At 69.4% G+C, this 14,444-nt stretch carries 11 protein-coding genes; 10 read left to right on the top strand and 1 reads right to left on the bottom strand.

The features are described 5' to 3' along the window. The first annotated feature begins 2 nt into the window (after positions 1 to 2). The 7 genes from rsmH to murD all read left to right on the top strand — a co-directional run bounded on the left by rsmH (position 3) and on the right by murD (position 9,156). Entirely contained in the window at positions 3 to 1,055 is a 1,053-nt protein-coding gene (gene rsmH / locus ACRARE_RS14785) for a 16S rRNA (cytosine(1402)-N(4))-methyltransferase RsmH (RefSeq protein ID WP_432657216.1), read from the top strand. Beyond that, the gene (gene ftsL, locus ACRARE_RS14780) at positions 1,052 to 1,429 is read left to right on the top strand and encodes a cell division protein FtsL (RefSeq protein ID WP_432657215.1); all 378 of its coding nucleotides are present in this window, start codon (positions 1,052 to 1,054) and stop codon (positions 1,427 to 1,429) included. Before rsmH ends, ftsL begins: the two co-directional genes overlap by 4 nt. Beyond that, positions 1,426 to 3,216: a peptidoglycan D,D-transpeptidase FtsI family protein gene (locus ACRARE_RS14775; RefSeq protein WP_432657214.1), complete on the top strand. Its 1,791-nt coding sequence runs from the start codon at positions 1,426 to 1,428 to the stop codon at positions 3,214 to 3,216. The genes ftsL and ACRARE_RS14775 overlap by 4 nt, the downstream gene beginning before the upstream one ends. A gap of 112 nt (positions 3,217 to 3,328) precedes the next feature. Beyond that, the gene (locus tag ACRARE_RS14770; protein WP_432657213.1) at positions 3,329 to 4,843 is read left to right on the top strand and encodes a UDP-N-acetylmuramoyl-L-alanyl-D-glutamate--2,6-diaminopimelate ligase; all 1,515 of its coding nucleotides are present in this window, start codon (positions 3,329 to 3,331) and stop codon (positions 4,841 to 4,843) included. Continuing rightward, positions 4,840 to 6,273, top strand: coding sequence for a UDP-N-acetylmuramoyl-tripeptide--D-alanyl-D-alanine ligase (locus tag ACRARE_RS14765; RefSeq protein ID WP_432657212.1), 1,434 nt, complete (start codon positions 4,840 to 4,842; stop codon positions 6,271 to 6,273). Before ACRARE_RS14770 ends, ACRARE_RS14765 begins: the two co-directional genes overlap by 4 nt. Before the next feature lie 58 nt (positions 6,274 to 6,331). Beyond that, positions 6,332 to 7,414, top strand: coding sequence for a phospho-N-acetylmuramoyl-pentapeptide-transferase (mraY, locus tag ACRARE_RS14760; protein ID WP_432657211.1), 1,083 nt, complete (start codon positions 6,332 to 6,334; stop codon positions 7,412 to 7,414). Between the two features lie 338 nt (positions 7,415 to 7,752). Further along, entirely contained in the window at positions 7,753 to 9,156 is a 1,404-nt protein-coding gene (murD, locus tag ACRARE_RS14755) for a UDP-N-acetylmuramoyl-L-alanine--D-glutamate ligase (RefSeq protein WP_432657210.1), read from the top strand. 59 nt (positions 9,157 to 9,215) lie between these two features. On the opposite strand, the gene ACRARE_RS14750 is transcribed toward murD, so the two are convergent. Further along, complete coding sequence (locus ACRARE_RS14750) at positions 9,216 to 10,391, bottom strand: BaiN/RdsA family NAD(P)/FAD-dependent oxidoreductase (protein ID WP_432657209.1); 1,176 nt, start codon at positions 10,389 to 10,391, stop codon at positions 9,216 to 9,218. 224 nt (positions 10,392 to 10,615) lie between these two features. On the opposite strand from ACRARE_RS14750, the gene ftsW reads away from it, so the two are divergent. The 3 genes from ftsW to murC are packed head-to-tail and all read left to right on the top strand — an operon-like array spanning position 10,616 to position 14,313. Further along, the gene (ftsW, locus tag ACRARE_RS14745) at positions 10,616 to 11,782 is read left to right on the top strand and encodes a putative lipid II flippase FtsW (protein ID WP_432657208.1); all 1,167 of its coding nucleotides are present in this window, start codon (positions 10,616 to 10,618) and stop codon (positions 11,780 to 11,782) included. A gap of 7 nt (positions 11,783 to 11,789) precedes the next feature. Further along, positions 11,790 to 12,911, top strand: coding sequence for an undecaprenyldiphospho-muramoylpentapeptide beta-N-acetylglucosaminyltransferase (gene murG / locus ACRARE_RS14740; protein WP_432657207.1), 1,122 nt, complete (start codon positions 11,790 to 11,792; stop codon positions 12,909 to 12,911). Positions 12,912 to 12,915: 4 nt separating this feature from the next. Beyond that, positions 12,916 to 14,313 carry a UDP-N-acetylmuramate--L-alanine ligase gene (murC, locus tag ACRARE_RS14735; protein WP_432657206.1) on the top strand — a complete coding sequence of 466 codons (1,398 nt, stop codon included), beginning with the start codon at positions 12,916 to 12,918 and terminating at the stop codon, positions 14,311 to 14,313. Positions 14,314 to 14,444: the final 131 nt, after the last annotated feature.

Below are 14,444 nucleotides of genomic sequence, written 5' to 3'. Positions count from 1 at the left end.
CCATGACCGATCACCCCGAGCCCCCGAAACCCTCCGGACCGGATGCAAAGGCCGAGGCGCCCCATGTGCCCGTGCTGCTGCGCCCGCTGCTGGCCGCCGTGGCCCCGGTTTCCGGCACTTGGATTGACGGCACCTTCGGCGCGGGCGGCTATGCGCGCGGCCTGCTGGAGGCCGGGGCGGACCGGGTGATCGGCATCGACCAGGATCCCCTGGCGCTGGAGATGGCGCAGGGCTGGGCCCCCGCCTATGGGGATCGGTTGCAGATCGTCCAGGACAACTTTGCCAATCTCGATGCGGTGGCCGAGGCCCAGGTACCCGAAGGGCTGGACGGCGTGGTGCTGGACCTGGGCGTGTCGTCCATGCAGCTGGATCTGGCCGAACGCGGCTTTTCCTTCCTGCGCGACGGGCCGCTGGACATGCGCATGTCGCAGTCGGGCCCCTCTGCCGCCGATCTGGTCAACGAGATGGAAGAGGGGGCGTTGGCCGACATCCTTTATCTCTATGGCGAGGAGCGCGCTTCGCGCCGCATCGCCCGGGCCATCGTCCGCGCCCGAGAGGTCGAGCCGATCACCACCACCCTGCGCCTGGCCGAGCTGATCGAACGCTGCCTTCCGCGCTCCAAGCCGGGCCAAAGCCATGCGGCCACCCGCAGCTTCCAGGCGCTGCGCATCGCGGTGAACGACGAATACGGCGCCCTGGCCTCGGGGCTGATGGCCGCCGAGCGGGCGCTGAAACCCGGCGGGGCGCTGGCAGTGGTCACCTTCCACTCGATCGAGGACCGGATGGTGAAACGCTTCTTCCAGCTGCGCACCGGCCATTCCGGCAACGTCAACCGCTATGCCCCGGTGCAAGAGGCCGAGGTGGCGGCCTTTACCCAGAAGACCAAGAAGGGCATCGGCCCGGATGACGAGGAACTGGCGGTGAACCCGCGCGCGCGCTCGGCGCGGCTGCGCGTCGGCTTCCGCACCTCGGCCCCTGCCGAAGAGATCGACCGCGCGGCCATGGGGATGCCCGGCGCGCCGAAACCGGCCCAGAAAGGCGGGAGAAAACGATGAAGACCTTTCTCTATCTCGTCTCTGCCCTTTTCGTGATCGGCCTGGCCTTCTGGGCCTACCGCGAGAATTACGAGACCCAGTCGGCCATTGCCCGGTCCGAGCAGTTGCAGGACGATATCGCCCAGGCCCGCGCCCGGCTGAACATGCTGCGCGCCGAATGGGCCTATCTGAACCGTCCCGACCGCCTGCGCGAGCTGGCCGAGATCAACTTTCCCGACCTGCAATTGCAGCCGCTGGACCCGTCGCAGTTCGGCAAGGTGACCCAGATCCGCTTCCCCCCGGCGCCGATGCCGGAGGTGGTGTTTAACAATCCCGTCGACGTCTCGTCGCTGGGGCCTGCGCCGGATCAGGCCGGGGCGGAGGACACAGAATGACCCGCACCCCGCTACGCCCGCTGGCCCGGATCCTGGATGCCCGCGCCCGGGGCGAGAACCCCGATGTGATCGAGCGCGAGAACATCCGCCGCCGTCACGAGGAAATGCGCGACCAGGCCCGCGCCCGGGCCGAGACCCGGCTTCTGGTCATGGGCCTGGCCTTCTTCTGTGCCTTCTCGGTGATCGGTCTGCGCATGGGCGTCATGGCCGCCTCGGAAAGCACCGAACCGCGCACCGCCAGCGCCGGCGCCGCGAGCCAGCCCATTGCCACCCGGGCCGAGATCGTCGACCGTCGGGGCCGCATCCTCGCCACCAACATGGAAACCTCGGCGCTCTATGCCCACCCCCACCAGATGATCGCGCCGCAACATGCGGCCGAGGAACTGGCGCGGATCTTCCCCGAGCTGGACGCCGAGACCCTGACCCGCCGCTTCACCACGCCGGGGTCGAAATTCTACTGGATCCGCCGCACGCTGAGCCCCGAACAGCGCCAGCAGGTGCATGACATCGGCGAACCGGGCCTGCATTTCGGCCCGCGCGAGATGCGTCTTTATCCCAACGGGCCGGTCGCCGCGCATCTGCTGGGCGGCGCCAGCTTCGACAACGAGGGCACCCGCTGGGCCGAGATCAAGGGCTCTGCCGGGCTGGAGCACGCCTTCGACGAACGCCTGCGCGACCCGGCCAAGGCCGGTCAGCCGCTGCGCCTGTCGCTGGACCTGACGGTGCAGGCGGCGCTGGAGCAGGTGCTGGCGGGCGGTATGTCGCTGATGCAGGCCAAGGGCGCCGCCGCCGTGCTGATGGATGTGGACACCGGCGAGGTGGTGGCCCTGGCCAGCCTGCCTGACTTCGATCCCAACGACCGCCCGCACAACCCGACCTCGGGGCACCCGGACGACAGCCCGCTGTTCAACCGCGCGGTGCAGGGCGTCTACGAGCTGGGCTCGGTCTTCAAGGCCTTCACCATCGCCCAGGTGCTGGAAGAGGGGATCGCCACCCCCGATACGGTGATCGACATCCGCGGCCCGATCCGCTGGGGCCGGTTCGCGATTTCCGACGATCACTACCTGGGCACCGAAACCGATGTGCGCGAGATCCTGGTGGAAAGCTCGAACATCGGTACGGCGCGGCTGGCACAGCGCATCGGCGCCGAGCGTCAGCAGCAGTTCCTGCGGCGTCTGGGGATGATGGATCCGGTGCCGCTGGAACTGGCCGAGGCCTCGGGCACCGATCCACGCACCCAGTCGAACTGGTCGGAACTGACCACCATGACCGTGTCCTATGGCCACGGTATGTCGGTCTCGCTGACCCATATCGCCGCGGCCTATGCCGCCATCGCCAATGGCGGGCGGCTGCTGAAACCGACCCTGCTGAAACGGGACCTGCCCGCCGAGGGCACCCGCGTCATGTCCGAGGCCACCTCGGCCAGCCTGCGCCAGATGCTGCGCGAAGTGGTGACCGAGGGCACCGCCTCCTTCGGCGATGTGCAGGGCTACGAGGTGGGCGGCAAGACCGGCACGGCGAACAAGCTGAAGCCCTCGGGCGGCTATTACGAGGACAAGACGATCGCCACCTTCGCCTCGATCTTCCCCGCCTCGGACCCGCGCTATACGCTGATCCTGATGCTGGATGAGCCCGAGACCCATATCTATGGCGAGGACCGCCGCACCGCCGGCTGGACTGCCGTGCCGGTGGCGGCCGAGGCGATCCGGCGCATCGCCCCCCTGCTGGGGCTGCGGCCTGCCGTTGAACCCGTCTCGGCGGCTGATATAACGCTGACATCGAACTGATCCGCCCGGGCGCCGGGACGGCTGGCCCGCCCTGGCGGGGCCGGGCGTTTCCGGGGCCGGACCGGGCAGAGACAGCGCACAGCGTGGGCGGGGGCCCGGAAAGGCGACGCGGATGACCGACGAAGAGGGCAGGGCGAACGGGGGCGGCGCAGGAACCAAGAGCCTGGCCGAACTGGGGCTGACCGCCCGGGCGGGCCGCGAGGTGCAGGTCACCGGGCTGGCCGTGGACAGCCGCGATGTCGCCCCGGGCTTTCTGTTTGCCGCCATGCCCGGCACCCGCATTCATGGCGCCGAATTCATCGCCACCGCCCTGACCCAGGGTGCCACCGCCATCCTGACCGATGCCGAGGGCGCGCGGATCGCCGCCGAGGCCCTGGCGGGCGCCGAGGCCGCGCTGGTGGTGGCCGAGGACCCGCGCCAGGCCCTGGCCTGTGCCGCCGCCCTGTGGTTCGGCGCCCAGCCCCGGGTCATGGCCGCCGTCACCGGCACCAATGGCAAGACCTCTGTCGCGACCTTCCTGCGCCAGATCTGGCAGGCCCTGGGCCATACGGCGATCAACCTGGGCACCACCGGGGTGGAGGGGGACTATACCCACGCCCTGGCCCATACCACGCCCGAACCGATCACCCTGCACCGCGTCCTGGCCGAGGCGGCCCGCGCCGGTGTCACCCATTGCGCGATGGAGGCCTCCTCGCACGGGCTGGCGCAACGGCGGCTGGACGGGGTGGTGTTGCAGGCCGGTGGTTTTACCAACCTGACCCAGGATCACCTCGACTATCACGCCAGTTTCAACGACTATTTCGAGGCCAAGGCCTCGCTGTTCACCCGCGTTCTGGCGCCCGAGGGCCACGCGGTGATCAACCTGGACGGGGCGCGCGGGGGCACCATGGCCACCCGGGCTGAGGAACAGGGGCTGGACGTGTTGACGGTGGGCGAATGCGCCGAGGCCGAGATGCGCCTGATCGCGCGCCGCTTCACGCCGCAGGGGCAGATCCTGCGCGTCGGCTTCAACGGTCAGGAATACCAGGTGCCGCTGGAGCTGATCGGCGGCTTTCAGGGGGAAAACGTGCTGCTGGCCGCGGGGCTGGCGCTGCTGACCGGGGAAACCCCGGACGAGGTCTTCGGCGTGCTGCCACATCTGATCGGGGTGCGTGGCCGGATGCAGCTGGCCGCGACCCGCGACAACGGCGCGGCAATCTATGTGGACTATGCCCATACGCCCGACGCGGTCTCGACCGCGCTGAAGGCGCTGCGCCCGCATGTGATGGGCCGCATCCTGTGCATCGTCGGCGCCGGCGGCGACCGCGACCGCACCAAGCGGCCCCTGATGGGGCAGGCGGCGGCGGAGAACGCCGATCTGGTCTTTGTCACCGATGACAACCCCCGCTCCGAGGATCCGGCGGCGATCCGTCAGGCGGTCCTGATGGGCTGCCCCGAGGCGATCGAGGTTGGCGACCGCGCCGAGGCGATCCTGCGCGCCATCGACGCGCTTGGCCCCGGCGACGCCCTGCTGATCGCGGGCAAGGGGCATGAGACCGGCCAGACCGTGGGCGACACGGTCTATCCCTTCGATGATGTGGAACAGGCCTCGGTCGCCGTGGCCGCCCTCGACGGGAGGCTGGCATGAGCCGCGATCTTTGGCCCGCCGCCGAGGCCGCCCGCGCCACGGGGGGCGAGGCGCGCGGCGACTGGACGGCCTCGGGCGTCTCCATCGACACCCGCACCCTGGTGGCGGGCGATCTCTTCGTCGCCCTGTCGGCGGCCCGCGACGGCCATGACTTCGTCGCCCAGGCGCTGGAGAAAGGCGCCGCCGCCGCCCTGGTGACCCGGGTGCCCGAGGATGTAGCCCCCGATGCGCCGCTCTTGATCGTCGAGGATGTGCTGGAGGGGCTTCAGGCCCTGGCCCGCGCAGCCCGCGCCCGGATGACGGGCCGCGTCGTGGCGGTGACCGGCTCGGCCGGCAAGACCTCGACCAAGGAGATGCTGCGCGAGGTCTTCGCCGCGCAGCGCAAGACCCATGCCGCCGAGGCCAGCTATAACAACCACTGGGGCGTGCCCCTGACCCTGGCGCGGATGCCGCGCGACACCGAACTGGCGGTGATCGAGATCGGCATGAACCACCCCGGCGAGATCGCCCCCCTGGCCCGGCTGGCCCGGCCCGACGTGGCGGTGATCACCACCGTGGTGGCCGCCCACCTTGAAGCGTTCGACAATATCGAGGGCATCGCGCGCGAGAAGGCGGCGATCTTCGAGGGGCTGGAACCCGGCGGGGTGGCGGTGCTGAATGGCGATCTGGAGACGACGCCGATCCTGGTTGCAGGCGCCCGCGCCAATGGCGCCAAGGTGCTGCGCTTCGGTGAAAGCCGCAACTGCCATCACCGGCTGATGCAGGTGAACCTGGCTGAGGATTGCCTGGTCTGCGAGGCCCGCGCCTGGCGCACCCCGGTCACCTGGAAGGTTCAGGCGGCGGGGCGGCACTTCGCCCTGAACGCGCTGGCGGTGCTGGCCGTGGCCCATGTGCTGGGCCTCGACCGGGCGCTGGCGCTGGCGGCGCTTGGTCGCTGGGTGCCGCCGCCGGGCCGCGGCCTGCGCCAGTGGCGCATTCTTGACCCGCTGGACCGCGCCCTGTCCTTCGAGCTGATCGACGATGCCTTCAACGCCAATCCCGCCTCGATGCGGGCCGCGCTGGACGTGCTGGCCGCCTCGCGCCCGCGCGACAACCTGGGCCGCCACGCCCATGGCCGCCGCATCGCCGTTCTGGGCGAGATGCTGGAACTGGGCGCGGAAGAGCTGGCCATGCACCGCGCCCTGGCCGATCTGTCCGCGCTGGAACAGATCGACCTGATCCATTGCGTCGGCGCCCGGATGAAACCCTTCTACGAGGCGCTGCCCCTGCATCAGCGCGGCCGCTTCTGCGACACGGCCCAGCCCCTGGCCGCCAATGCCCTGCGGCTGGTGGATGCCGGCGATGTCGTGCTGATCAAGGGCTCGAAGGGGTCGAAAGTGTCAACCGTGGTTGACGCCCTGCGCAAACTGAGCCATCCCGCCGACGATTGAGAGGCCCCCGCCGATCCGGCGCCCTGCCGGGCGGCCCGCCTGAAAGGACCCTGACCCGATGCTCTACTGGCTGACCGCCCTGTCCGATGGCGGTGACCTGTTCAACCTTTTCCGCTACATCACCTTCCGGGCGGGGGGGGCGTTCCTGACGGCGCTGTTCTTCGGCTTCTTCTTCGGCCCGCGCCTGATCAACGTGCTGCGCCGCAGCCAGGGCAAGGGCCAGCCGATCCGCTCGGACGGCCCCGAGGGGCACCTGGCCAAGGCCGGCACGCCGACCATGGGCGGGCTGCTGATCGTCGGCGCCCTGACCACGGCGACGCTGCTCTGGGCGCGGTGGGACAACCCCTATGTCTGGCTGGTCCTCTTCGTGACCCTGTCCTTCGGCGCCATCGGCTTTGCCGACGACTACGCCAAGGTGTCGAAACAGAACACCGCCGGGGTCTCGGCCAAGATGCGGCTGGCGCTCGGCTTTCTGATCGCTCTGCTGGCCTCACTCTGGGCCTCGTGGTTCCACCCCGAGGAGATGCGCTTTGCCATCGCCTTCCCGGTGTTCAAGGATGTGCTGCTGCACCTCGGTGTCTTCTTCGTGCCCTTCGCCATGTTCGTGATCGTCGGCGCGGCCAATGCGGTGAACCTGACCGACGGTCTGGACGGGCTGGCGATCATGCCGGTGATGATCGCCTCTGCCGCCCTTGGCATCATCGCCTATTTCGTCGGCAACACCACTTTCACCGATTACCTGGGCCTGCACTACGTCCCCGGCACGGGCGAGATCGTGATCTTCGTCTCGGGCCTGATCGGCGGCGGCCTGGGCTTTTTGTGGTACAACGCCCCCCCGGCGGCGGTCTTCATGGGCGACACCGGCTCGCTGGCGCTCGGTGGCGCCCTTGGCGCCATCGCCGTGGCCACCAAGCACGAGATCGTTCTGGGCATTGTCGGCGGCCTCTTCGTGGTCGAGGCGCTGTCGGTGATCATCCAGGTCGCCTATTTCAAGCGCACCGGCAAACGGGTCTTCCTGATGGCGCCGATCCATCACCACTACGAAAAGAAGGGCTGGGCGGAACCGACCATCGTCATCCGCTTCTGGATCATCTCGCTGATCCTGGCCATCGTCGGCCTGGCCACGCTGAAGCTGCGCTAAACGCTTAGCGCCCGAGGGGGCAGGGGGCGCTGCCCCAGTCTCCGTGCCGGAGATACCCCCGGGATATTTCTGGCCAAAAAATGGAAAAGGGCCGGTCCGCCTCGGGCCGGCCTTTCGCCTTCGGGCCGGGCGCGCGCCTCTCCCAGCTGGCTGGCCCACTTTCGGCCCCCCGCGCTCGGCACGCTGACCATGTATGTCCCCGGCGCCTCTTTCGCCCATGCCCCCGCTCTTTCACTGGGCCCAAAATACTCCCGCCGGAGGCGGCCCCCCGCGACCAGCTTGCAACTCCCCATGCTCCGGGGGCACTGTCCGGGCCGTGCACTTAGAAGGAGACGCGCATGATTCCGGTCGATGGGTTCGCAGGGCAGCAGGTGGCCATTCTGGGGCTCGGACGGTCCGGGCTGGCGGCGGCCCGGGCGTTGCGCTCCGGTGGCGCCCATGTGGTGGCCTGGGACGACGGGCCGCGCGCCGCCGAGATCGCGGCAGCCGAGGGGTTGGAGTTGCGCGACCTGACCAGGCCCCAGGGAGTCGAGGGGCTGGCCTGTCTGGTGACCTCGCCGGGTATCCCGCATCTCTACCCGCGCCCGCATCCCGCCATCGCCAATGCCCTGGCCGCGGGGGTGCCGGTGGACAATGACATCGGCCTCTTCTTCCGCTCGCTGGGGCAGGGGGACTGGATCGACTTCGACACGCCGCCCAAGGTGGTGGCGGTCACCGGCTCGAACGGCAAGTCGACCACCTCGGCGCTGATTGCCCATGTGCTGGCCGAGGCGGGCCGCGAGGTGCAGCTGGCGGGCAATATCGGGCGCGGCGTGCTGGATATCTCGCCCCCCGGCGACGGCGGCGTGGTGGTGCTGGAACTGAGCTCCTACCAGACCGAGCTGGCCCGCGCCCTGACCCCGGACGTGGCCGTCTTCACCAATCTCTCGCCTGATCACCTGGACCGGCACGCCGGGCTGGGCGGCTATTTCGCCGCCAAGCGGCGCCTTTTCGCGGAAGGGGGCCCGGACCGGGCGGTGATCGGCGTGGACGAGGCCGAGGGGATGTTCCTGGCCGGGCAGCTCTCGGAAGGGGCGGCGGACGACCGGGTGATCCGCATCTCTTCGGGGCAGAAGCTGGCCGGGCCGGGCTGGCTGGTCTTTGCCCGCAAGGGCTTCCTGTCGGAATACCGCAAGGGCCGTCAGGTGGGCAGTATCGACCTGCGCGCGGTGGCAGGGCTGCCCGGCGCCCATAACCACCAGAACGCCTGCGCCGCCTATGCGGTGGCGCGTAGCCTTGGCCTGGCACCCCGGGTGATCGAAGGCGCCTTCCACAGTTTCGAGGGCCTGCCGCACCGGTCGCAACGGATCGCCGAGGCGGGCGGCGTGACCTTCGTCAACGACAGCAAGGCCACCAATGTGGACAGCGCCAGACAGGCCCTTGGCGCCTTCAAACGCATTCGCTGGATCTGCGGGGGCTTGCAGAAAGAGGGCGGGCTGGACCCGCTGCTGGCGGCCACGGGCGAGGTGGTGAAGGCCTATGTGATCGGCCGCGAGGCCGCCGATTTCGCCATGCAGCTGAAGGGGGTCGAGGCCGAGGTCTGCACCGACATGGCCAGGGCCGTGGCCCGCGCCGCCGCCGAGGCAGAGCCGGGCGAGACGGTGCTTCTGGCGCCTGCGGCGGCCAGTTTCGACCAGTACGACAGTTTCGAGAAACGCGGCGAGGATTTCGCGGCCCAGGTGGCGCGCGTCCTGGAGGGCTGAGCCAGAGGCGGGGTGTCTGTCGCTGAGGCCCGTAGGGCGGGGGTCACCCCGCCATCCTCTTACCCGGCGCGCAGGGCCTCGGCGGCGGCCATGGCGCTGGACCAGGCCCATTGGAAGTTATAGCCGCCCAGCCAGCCCGTCACATCGACGCATTCGCCGATGAAATACAGCTGGGGCAGGGACTTGGCGGCCAGGGTCTTGCTATCCAGCCCCGCGGTGTTGACCCCGCCCAGGGTGACCTCGGCGGTGCGGTAGCCCTCGCTGCCCGAAGGCGTCAGGGTCCAGCCGGTCAGCCGGTCGGCCAGATCGCGCAGGGCCCGGTCGGACTGATCGGCCAGGTTGCCCGACAGGCCCCAGGCCGCGCCCAGGTGATCGGCCAGCCGCGCGGGCAGCAGGGCATCCAGGCTGCGGATCAGGCTGCGCCGCCCGACCTGGGGCCGCGCCGCGCGTAGGGCCTCGAAAGGATCGGCGCCGGGTAGCAGGTTCACCGTGATCGCCTCGCCCTCGCGCCAGTAGGAACTGGCCTGAAGCACCGCGGGCCCCGAAAGCCCCCGGTGGGTGAACAGCAGCGCCTCGTCGAAGGCATGGCCGCTGGTGACGCGCGCGGGCAGCGACAGGCCCGACAGCGCGGCAAAGCGGCCCTCGGGGAAGGTCAGCGGCACCAGGCCGGGGCGGGTTTCCGTCACCTCCAAGCCGAACTGGCGGGCGATGTCATAGGCCAGGCCGGTGGCGCCCATCTTGGGGATCGACTTGCCCCCCGTCGCCACCACCAGGTTGCGGGCGCGCGCCATCAGCGGCCGGCCCCCCTCGCGCAGCGCCACCGAGAAGCCTTCGGGGCCGTGGCGGACCCCCTCGACCGAGGTCTCAAGCGCCAGGCGCACGCCCGCGGCCTCGCAGAGGCCCGTCAGCATGGCCACGATCTGTTTCGCGCTGTCGTCGCAGAAAAGCTGGCCCAGGGTTTTCTCGTGCCAGGCGATGCCGTGTTCGCTGACCAGGCCGACGAAATCCCAGGGCGTGTAGCGGGCCAGGGCGGATTTGGCGAAATGCGGGTTGGCGCTCAGGAAATTCACCGGGCCCGCGTCGGTATTGGTGAAGTTGCAGCGCCCGCCGCCCGAGATGCGGATCTTCTCGCCCGGGCGTTTGGCGTGATCCACCAAGAGGACGCGCCCGCCCGCATGGGCGGCGCACATCAGCCCGGCGGCCCCGGCACCCAGAATGATCGTGTCGAAGTTCATTCCGCCCTCCTGCGGCAGAAGCGTCCCGGGCGCAAGCCCGCCCGCGCCGGACCACCCCGCCCGGGCCTGATTTGCAAGGGGCGGAGGCGCGCCCATGACAATTCCGTGACAGCTTTCGCGCTGGCCTCAGCGCGGCAAAAGGGCTACACTTTGCGCCAGAGGTCCCGGCAAGGGACCCGATGAGGCAACAGCGCACCGGGAAACCCGGGCATCGAGCGGACGTCATGACTGAGATGGTATATGGCGCCATCCCCGTGCGGGATGGCGAACCGGTGGTTCCCAAGTGGTGGCGCACGGTGGACAAGCTGACCCTGGCCTGCATCCTGGGTCTTTTCGGGGTCGGGCTTTTGCTGGGCTTCGCGGCCTCTCCGCCGCTGGCGGAACGCAATGGCGAGGCCCCCTTCTACTACGTGCAGCGGCAGGCCTTCTTCGGCGCGCTGGCGCTGACGGCGATGGTGATCACCTCGATGATGACGCCCGCGACGGTGCGGCGGCTGGCCACCATCGGCTTTGCCCTGGCCTTTGTCGCCCTGGCCGCGCTGCCGATCTTCGGCACCGACTTCGGCAAGGGGGCGACACGCTGGTACTCTCTGGGCTTCGCCTCGGTGCAGCCCTCGGAGTTCCTCAAACCCGTCTTCGTCGTGGTGGCCGCCTGGATGATGTCCGCCGCGCAAGAGATCAACGGGCCTCCGGGCCGCGCCTATTCCTTCGTGATCATGTGCGTCATCGTCATGATGCTGATCCTGCAACCCGACTTCGGCCAGGCCAGCCTGATCCTGTTCGGCTGGGGGGTGATGTATTTCGTCGCCGGTGCCCCGATGCTGCTGCTGGTCGGTATCGCCGGTCTGGTGGTGCTGGGCGGCACGGTGGCCTATGAAAGCTCGGACCACTTTGCGCGCCGCATCGACGGTTTCCTGGCGCAAGAGGTCGATCCGACCACCCAGCTGGGCTTTGCCGCCAATGCCATCCGCGAGGGCGGCTTCTTCGGCGTCGGTGTCGGCGAGGGGCGGGTGAAGATGTCGCTTCCCGATGCCCATACGGATTTCATCATCGCCGTGGCGGCCGAGGAATACGGCCTGGTCCTGGTGATGATCATCATCGCCCTTTACGCCACCGTGGTGCTGCGCAGCTTTACCCGGCTGATGAAGGAACGCGACCCCTTCACCCGCCTGGCGGGCACCGGGCTGGCCGCCGTCTTTGGCGTGCAGGCGATGATCAACATGGGCGTCGCCGTGCGCCTGCTGCCCGCCAAGGGCATGACGCTGCCCTTCGTCTCCTACGGGGGCTCTTCGCTGATCGCGGGGGGGATCGCCGTGGGGATGTTGCTGGCCTTTACCCGAACCCGCCCCCAGAACCAGATCGTCGATCTTCTGGTGGGCCGAGGACGTTAAGAACAAGATGAACCTGGACGCCCCCCTACTTGTCATCGCTGCCGGCGGCACCGGTGGCCATATGTTCCCCGCCCAATCCCTGGCCGAGGAGATGCTGGCCCGTGGCTGGCGGGTGAAACTGTCCACGGATGCGCGCGGCGCGCGCTATGCGGGCGGTTTCCCGAAAGAGGTCGAGGTGGAACAGCTCTCCTCGGCCACCTTTGCGCGCGGCGGTCTGCTGGCCAAGGCCGTGGTGCCCCTGCGCATCGCCGCCGGTGTCCTGGGCGCCACCTTCCGCATGTGGCGCGACCGCCCGGCGGCGGTGGTGGGCTTTGGCGGCTATCCGGCGATCCCGGCCATGGCCGCGGCCTTCCTGCTGAAGAAGCCGCGCATGATCCATGAACAGAACGGCGTACTGGGCCGGGTGAACCAGGTCTTCGCGACCCGGGTCGATGCCATCGCCTGCGGCACCTGGCCGACCGAACTGCCCGAGGGCGTCGAGGGCTGGCATGTGGGCAACCCGGTGCGCGCCGCGATCCGCGACCGCGCGGGCGCGGGCTATATCGCGCCGGGCGATTACCCGATGTCGGTTCTCGTGATGGGCGGCAGCCAGGGCGCGCGCATCCTTTCCGACGTGGTGCCCGCCGCCATCGCCGCCCTGCCGGAGGCGGCCCGCGCCAATATCCGCGTCGCCCAACAGGCGCGGCCCGAGGATATGGAGCGCGTGGCGCAGTTCTACGCCGATCACGGTGTCGACGCCGAGGTCGAGCCCTTCTTCCACGACGTGCCCCGCCGCATGTCCGAGGCGCAGCTGGTGATCACCCGCGCGGGCGCCTCGACCATCGCCGATCTGTCGGTGATCGGCCGCCCGTCGATCCTGGTGCCGCTGGCCATCGCCATCCGCGACGAGCAGACCGCCAATGCCCGTGGCCTGGCCGAGGCGGGCGCCGCCATCGTCATGCCCGAAAGCAAGTTCACGCCGGACAGCCTGGCCGAGAACATCCAGCTTGTCCTTGACCATCCCCAGGGGGCAGAGCAGATGGCCCGGGCCGCCCTGTCCCTGGGCAAGCCCGAAGCCGCCGAGACCCTGGCCGACATGGTCGAAGAGCTGGCCATGCGCGCCATGACGAAGACGACGAAAGAGGACTGAACCGATGAATGCCGCCACCAAACTGCCCGGAGACGTGGGCCCCATCCATTTCGTGGGCATCGGCGGCATCGGCATGTCGGGCATCGCCGAAGTGCTGCTGAACCACGGCTACACGGTGCAGGGCTCTGACCTGAAACGCTCGCCCATCACCGAAAGGCTGGAGGGGCTGGGCGCCCATGTCTTCGAAGGGCAGCGGGCCGAGAACCTGGATGGGGCGCAGGTGGTGGTGATCTCTTCCGCCATCAAGCCGGGCAACCCCGAGCTGGACGAGGCGCGCCTGCGCGGCCTGCCGGTGGTGCGCCGCGCCGAGATGCTGGCCGAGTTGATGCGGCTGAAATCCAACATCGCCGTGGCAGGCACCCATGGCAAGACGACCACCACCACCATGGTGGCCACCCTGCTGGACGCGGGCCATTTCGACCCGACCGTGATCAACGGCGGGATCATCCATGCCTATGGGTCCAACGCGCGCGTGGGCTTGGGCGAATGGATGGTGGTCGAGGCGGACGAAAGCGACGGCACCTTCAACCGCCTGCCCGCGACGATCGCCATCGTCACCAATATCGACCCCGAGCATATGGACCACTGGGGCGATTTCGACAGCCTGCGCCAGGGCTTCCTGGATTTCGTGTCGAACATCCCCTTCTACGGTATCGCCGTCTGCTGCACTGATCATGCCGAGGTGCAGGCCCTGGTGGGCAAGATCACCGACCGCCGCGTCGCCACCTATGGCTTCAACGCTCAGGCGGACGTGCGGGCGGTGAACCTCAGCTACAAGCAGGGGGTGGCGCATTTCGATGTGGCGCTTCAGGCCGAGGGGCTGGTGATCGAGGGCTGCACCCTGCCGATGCCCGGCGATCACAACGTCTCGAACGCGCTGGCCGCCGTGGCGGTGGCGCGGCATCTGGGGATGAAGCTGGACGAGATCCGCAGCGCCCTGGCCGCCTTTGGCGGGGTGAACCGCCGCTTCACCAAGGTGGGCGAGGCCAACGGCGTGGTCATCATCGACGATTACGGCCACCACCCGGTCGAGATCGCCGCCGTGCTGAAGGCCGCCCGCCAGGCGACCGAGGGCCGGGTGATCGCCGTGCACCAGCCGCACCGCTATTCCCGCCTGCACTCCCTGTTCGAGGATTTCTGCGCCTGCTTCAACGAAGCCGACGTGGTCGCCATCGCCGAGGTCTATGCGGCGGGCGAGGATCCCATTCCCGGCGCCTCGCGCGATGACCTGGTGGCGGGGATGATCCGCCACGGACACCGCCACGCCCGGGCCATCACCTCGGAAGAGGATCTGGAACGGCTGGTGCGCGAACAGGCCCAGCCGGGTGACATGGTGGTCTGCCTTGGTGCGGGCACGATCTCGGCCTGGGCCAACCGCCTGGCCGACCGCCTGACCGCCTGATCGACCCGCGGCCCGGCCCCGGCAGGGGCAGGGCGGCCTCTGGCGCCTTCGGCATGAGCGCCTTCCCGCTGCCCGGGGAACGGGGCGGCGACCTTCGCTTTCTGCAACAGCGTTTCCGCTGCCGCGCGACA

It is taken from the genome of Pseudooceanicola aquaeponti (genome assembly GCF_050897975.1).
Classification (GTDB): domain Bacteria; phylum Pseudomonadota; class Alphaproteobacteria; order Rhodobacterales; family Rhodobacteraceae; genus Pseudooceanicola.
Note: the sequence above shows the minus strand (reverse complement) of the source record. Positions and strands in the feature narration are given on the sequence as shown.

What these genes read in the sequence shown, in the direction of transcription:
- rsmH (WP_432657216.1), top strand. Translation starts at nt 3, where the DNA reads ATGACCGATCACCCCGAGCCCCCGAAACCCTCCGGACCGGATGCAAAG.
- ftsL (WP_432657215.1), top strand. Translation starts at nt 1,052, where the DNA reads ATGAAGACCTTTCTCTATCTCGTCTCTGCCCTTTTCGTGATCGGCCTG.
- ACRARE_RS14775 (WP_432657214.1), top strand. Translation starts at nt 1,426, where the DNA reads ATGACCCGCACCCCGCTACGCCCGCTGGCCCGGATCCTGGATGCCCGC.
- ACRARE_RS14770 (WP_432657213.1), top strand. Translation starts at nt 3,329, where the DNA reads ATGACCGACGAAGAGGGCAGGGCGAACGGGGGCGGCGCAGGAACCAAG.
- ACRARE_RS14765 (WP_432657212.1), top strand. Translation starts at nt 4,840, where the DNA reads ATGAGCCGCGATCTTTGGCCCGCCGCCGAGGCCGCCCGCGCCACGGGG.
- mraY (WP_432657211.1), top strand. Translation starts at nt 6,332, where the DNA reads ATGCTCTACTGGCTGACCGCCCTGTCCGATGGCGGTGACCTGTTCAAC.
- murD (WP_432657210.1), top strand. Translation starts at nt 7,753, where the DNA reads ATGATTCCGGTCGATGGGTTCGCAGGGCAGCAGGTGGCCATTCTGGGG.
- ACRARE_RS14750 (WP_432657209.1), bottom strand. Translation starts at nt 10,391, where the DNA reads ATGAACTTCGACACGATCATTCTGGGTGCCGGGGCCGCCGGGCTGATG.
- ftsW (WP_432657208.1), top strand. Translation starts at nt 10,616, where the DNA reads ATGACTGAGATGGTATATGGCGCCATCCCCGTGCGGGATGGCGAACCG.
- murG (WP_432657207.1), top strand. Translation starts at nt 11,790, where the DNA reads ATGAACCTGGACGCCCCCCTACTTGTCATCGCTGCCGGCGGCACCGGT.
- murC (WP_432657206.1), top strand. Translation starts at nt 12,916, where the DNA reads ATGAATGCCGCCACCAAACTGCCCGGAGACGTGGGCCCCATCCATTTC.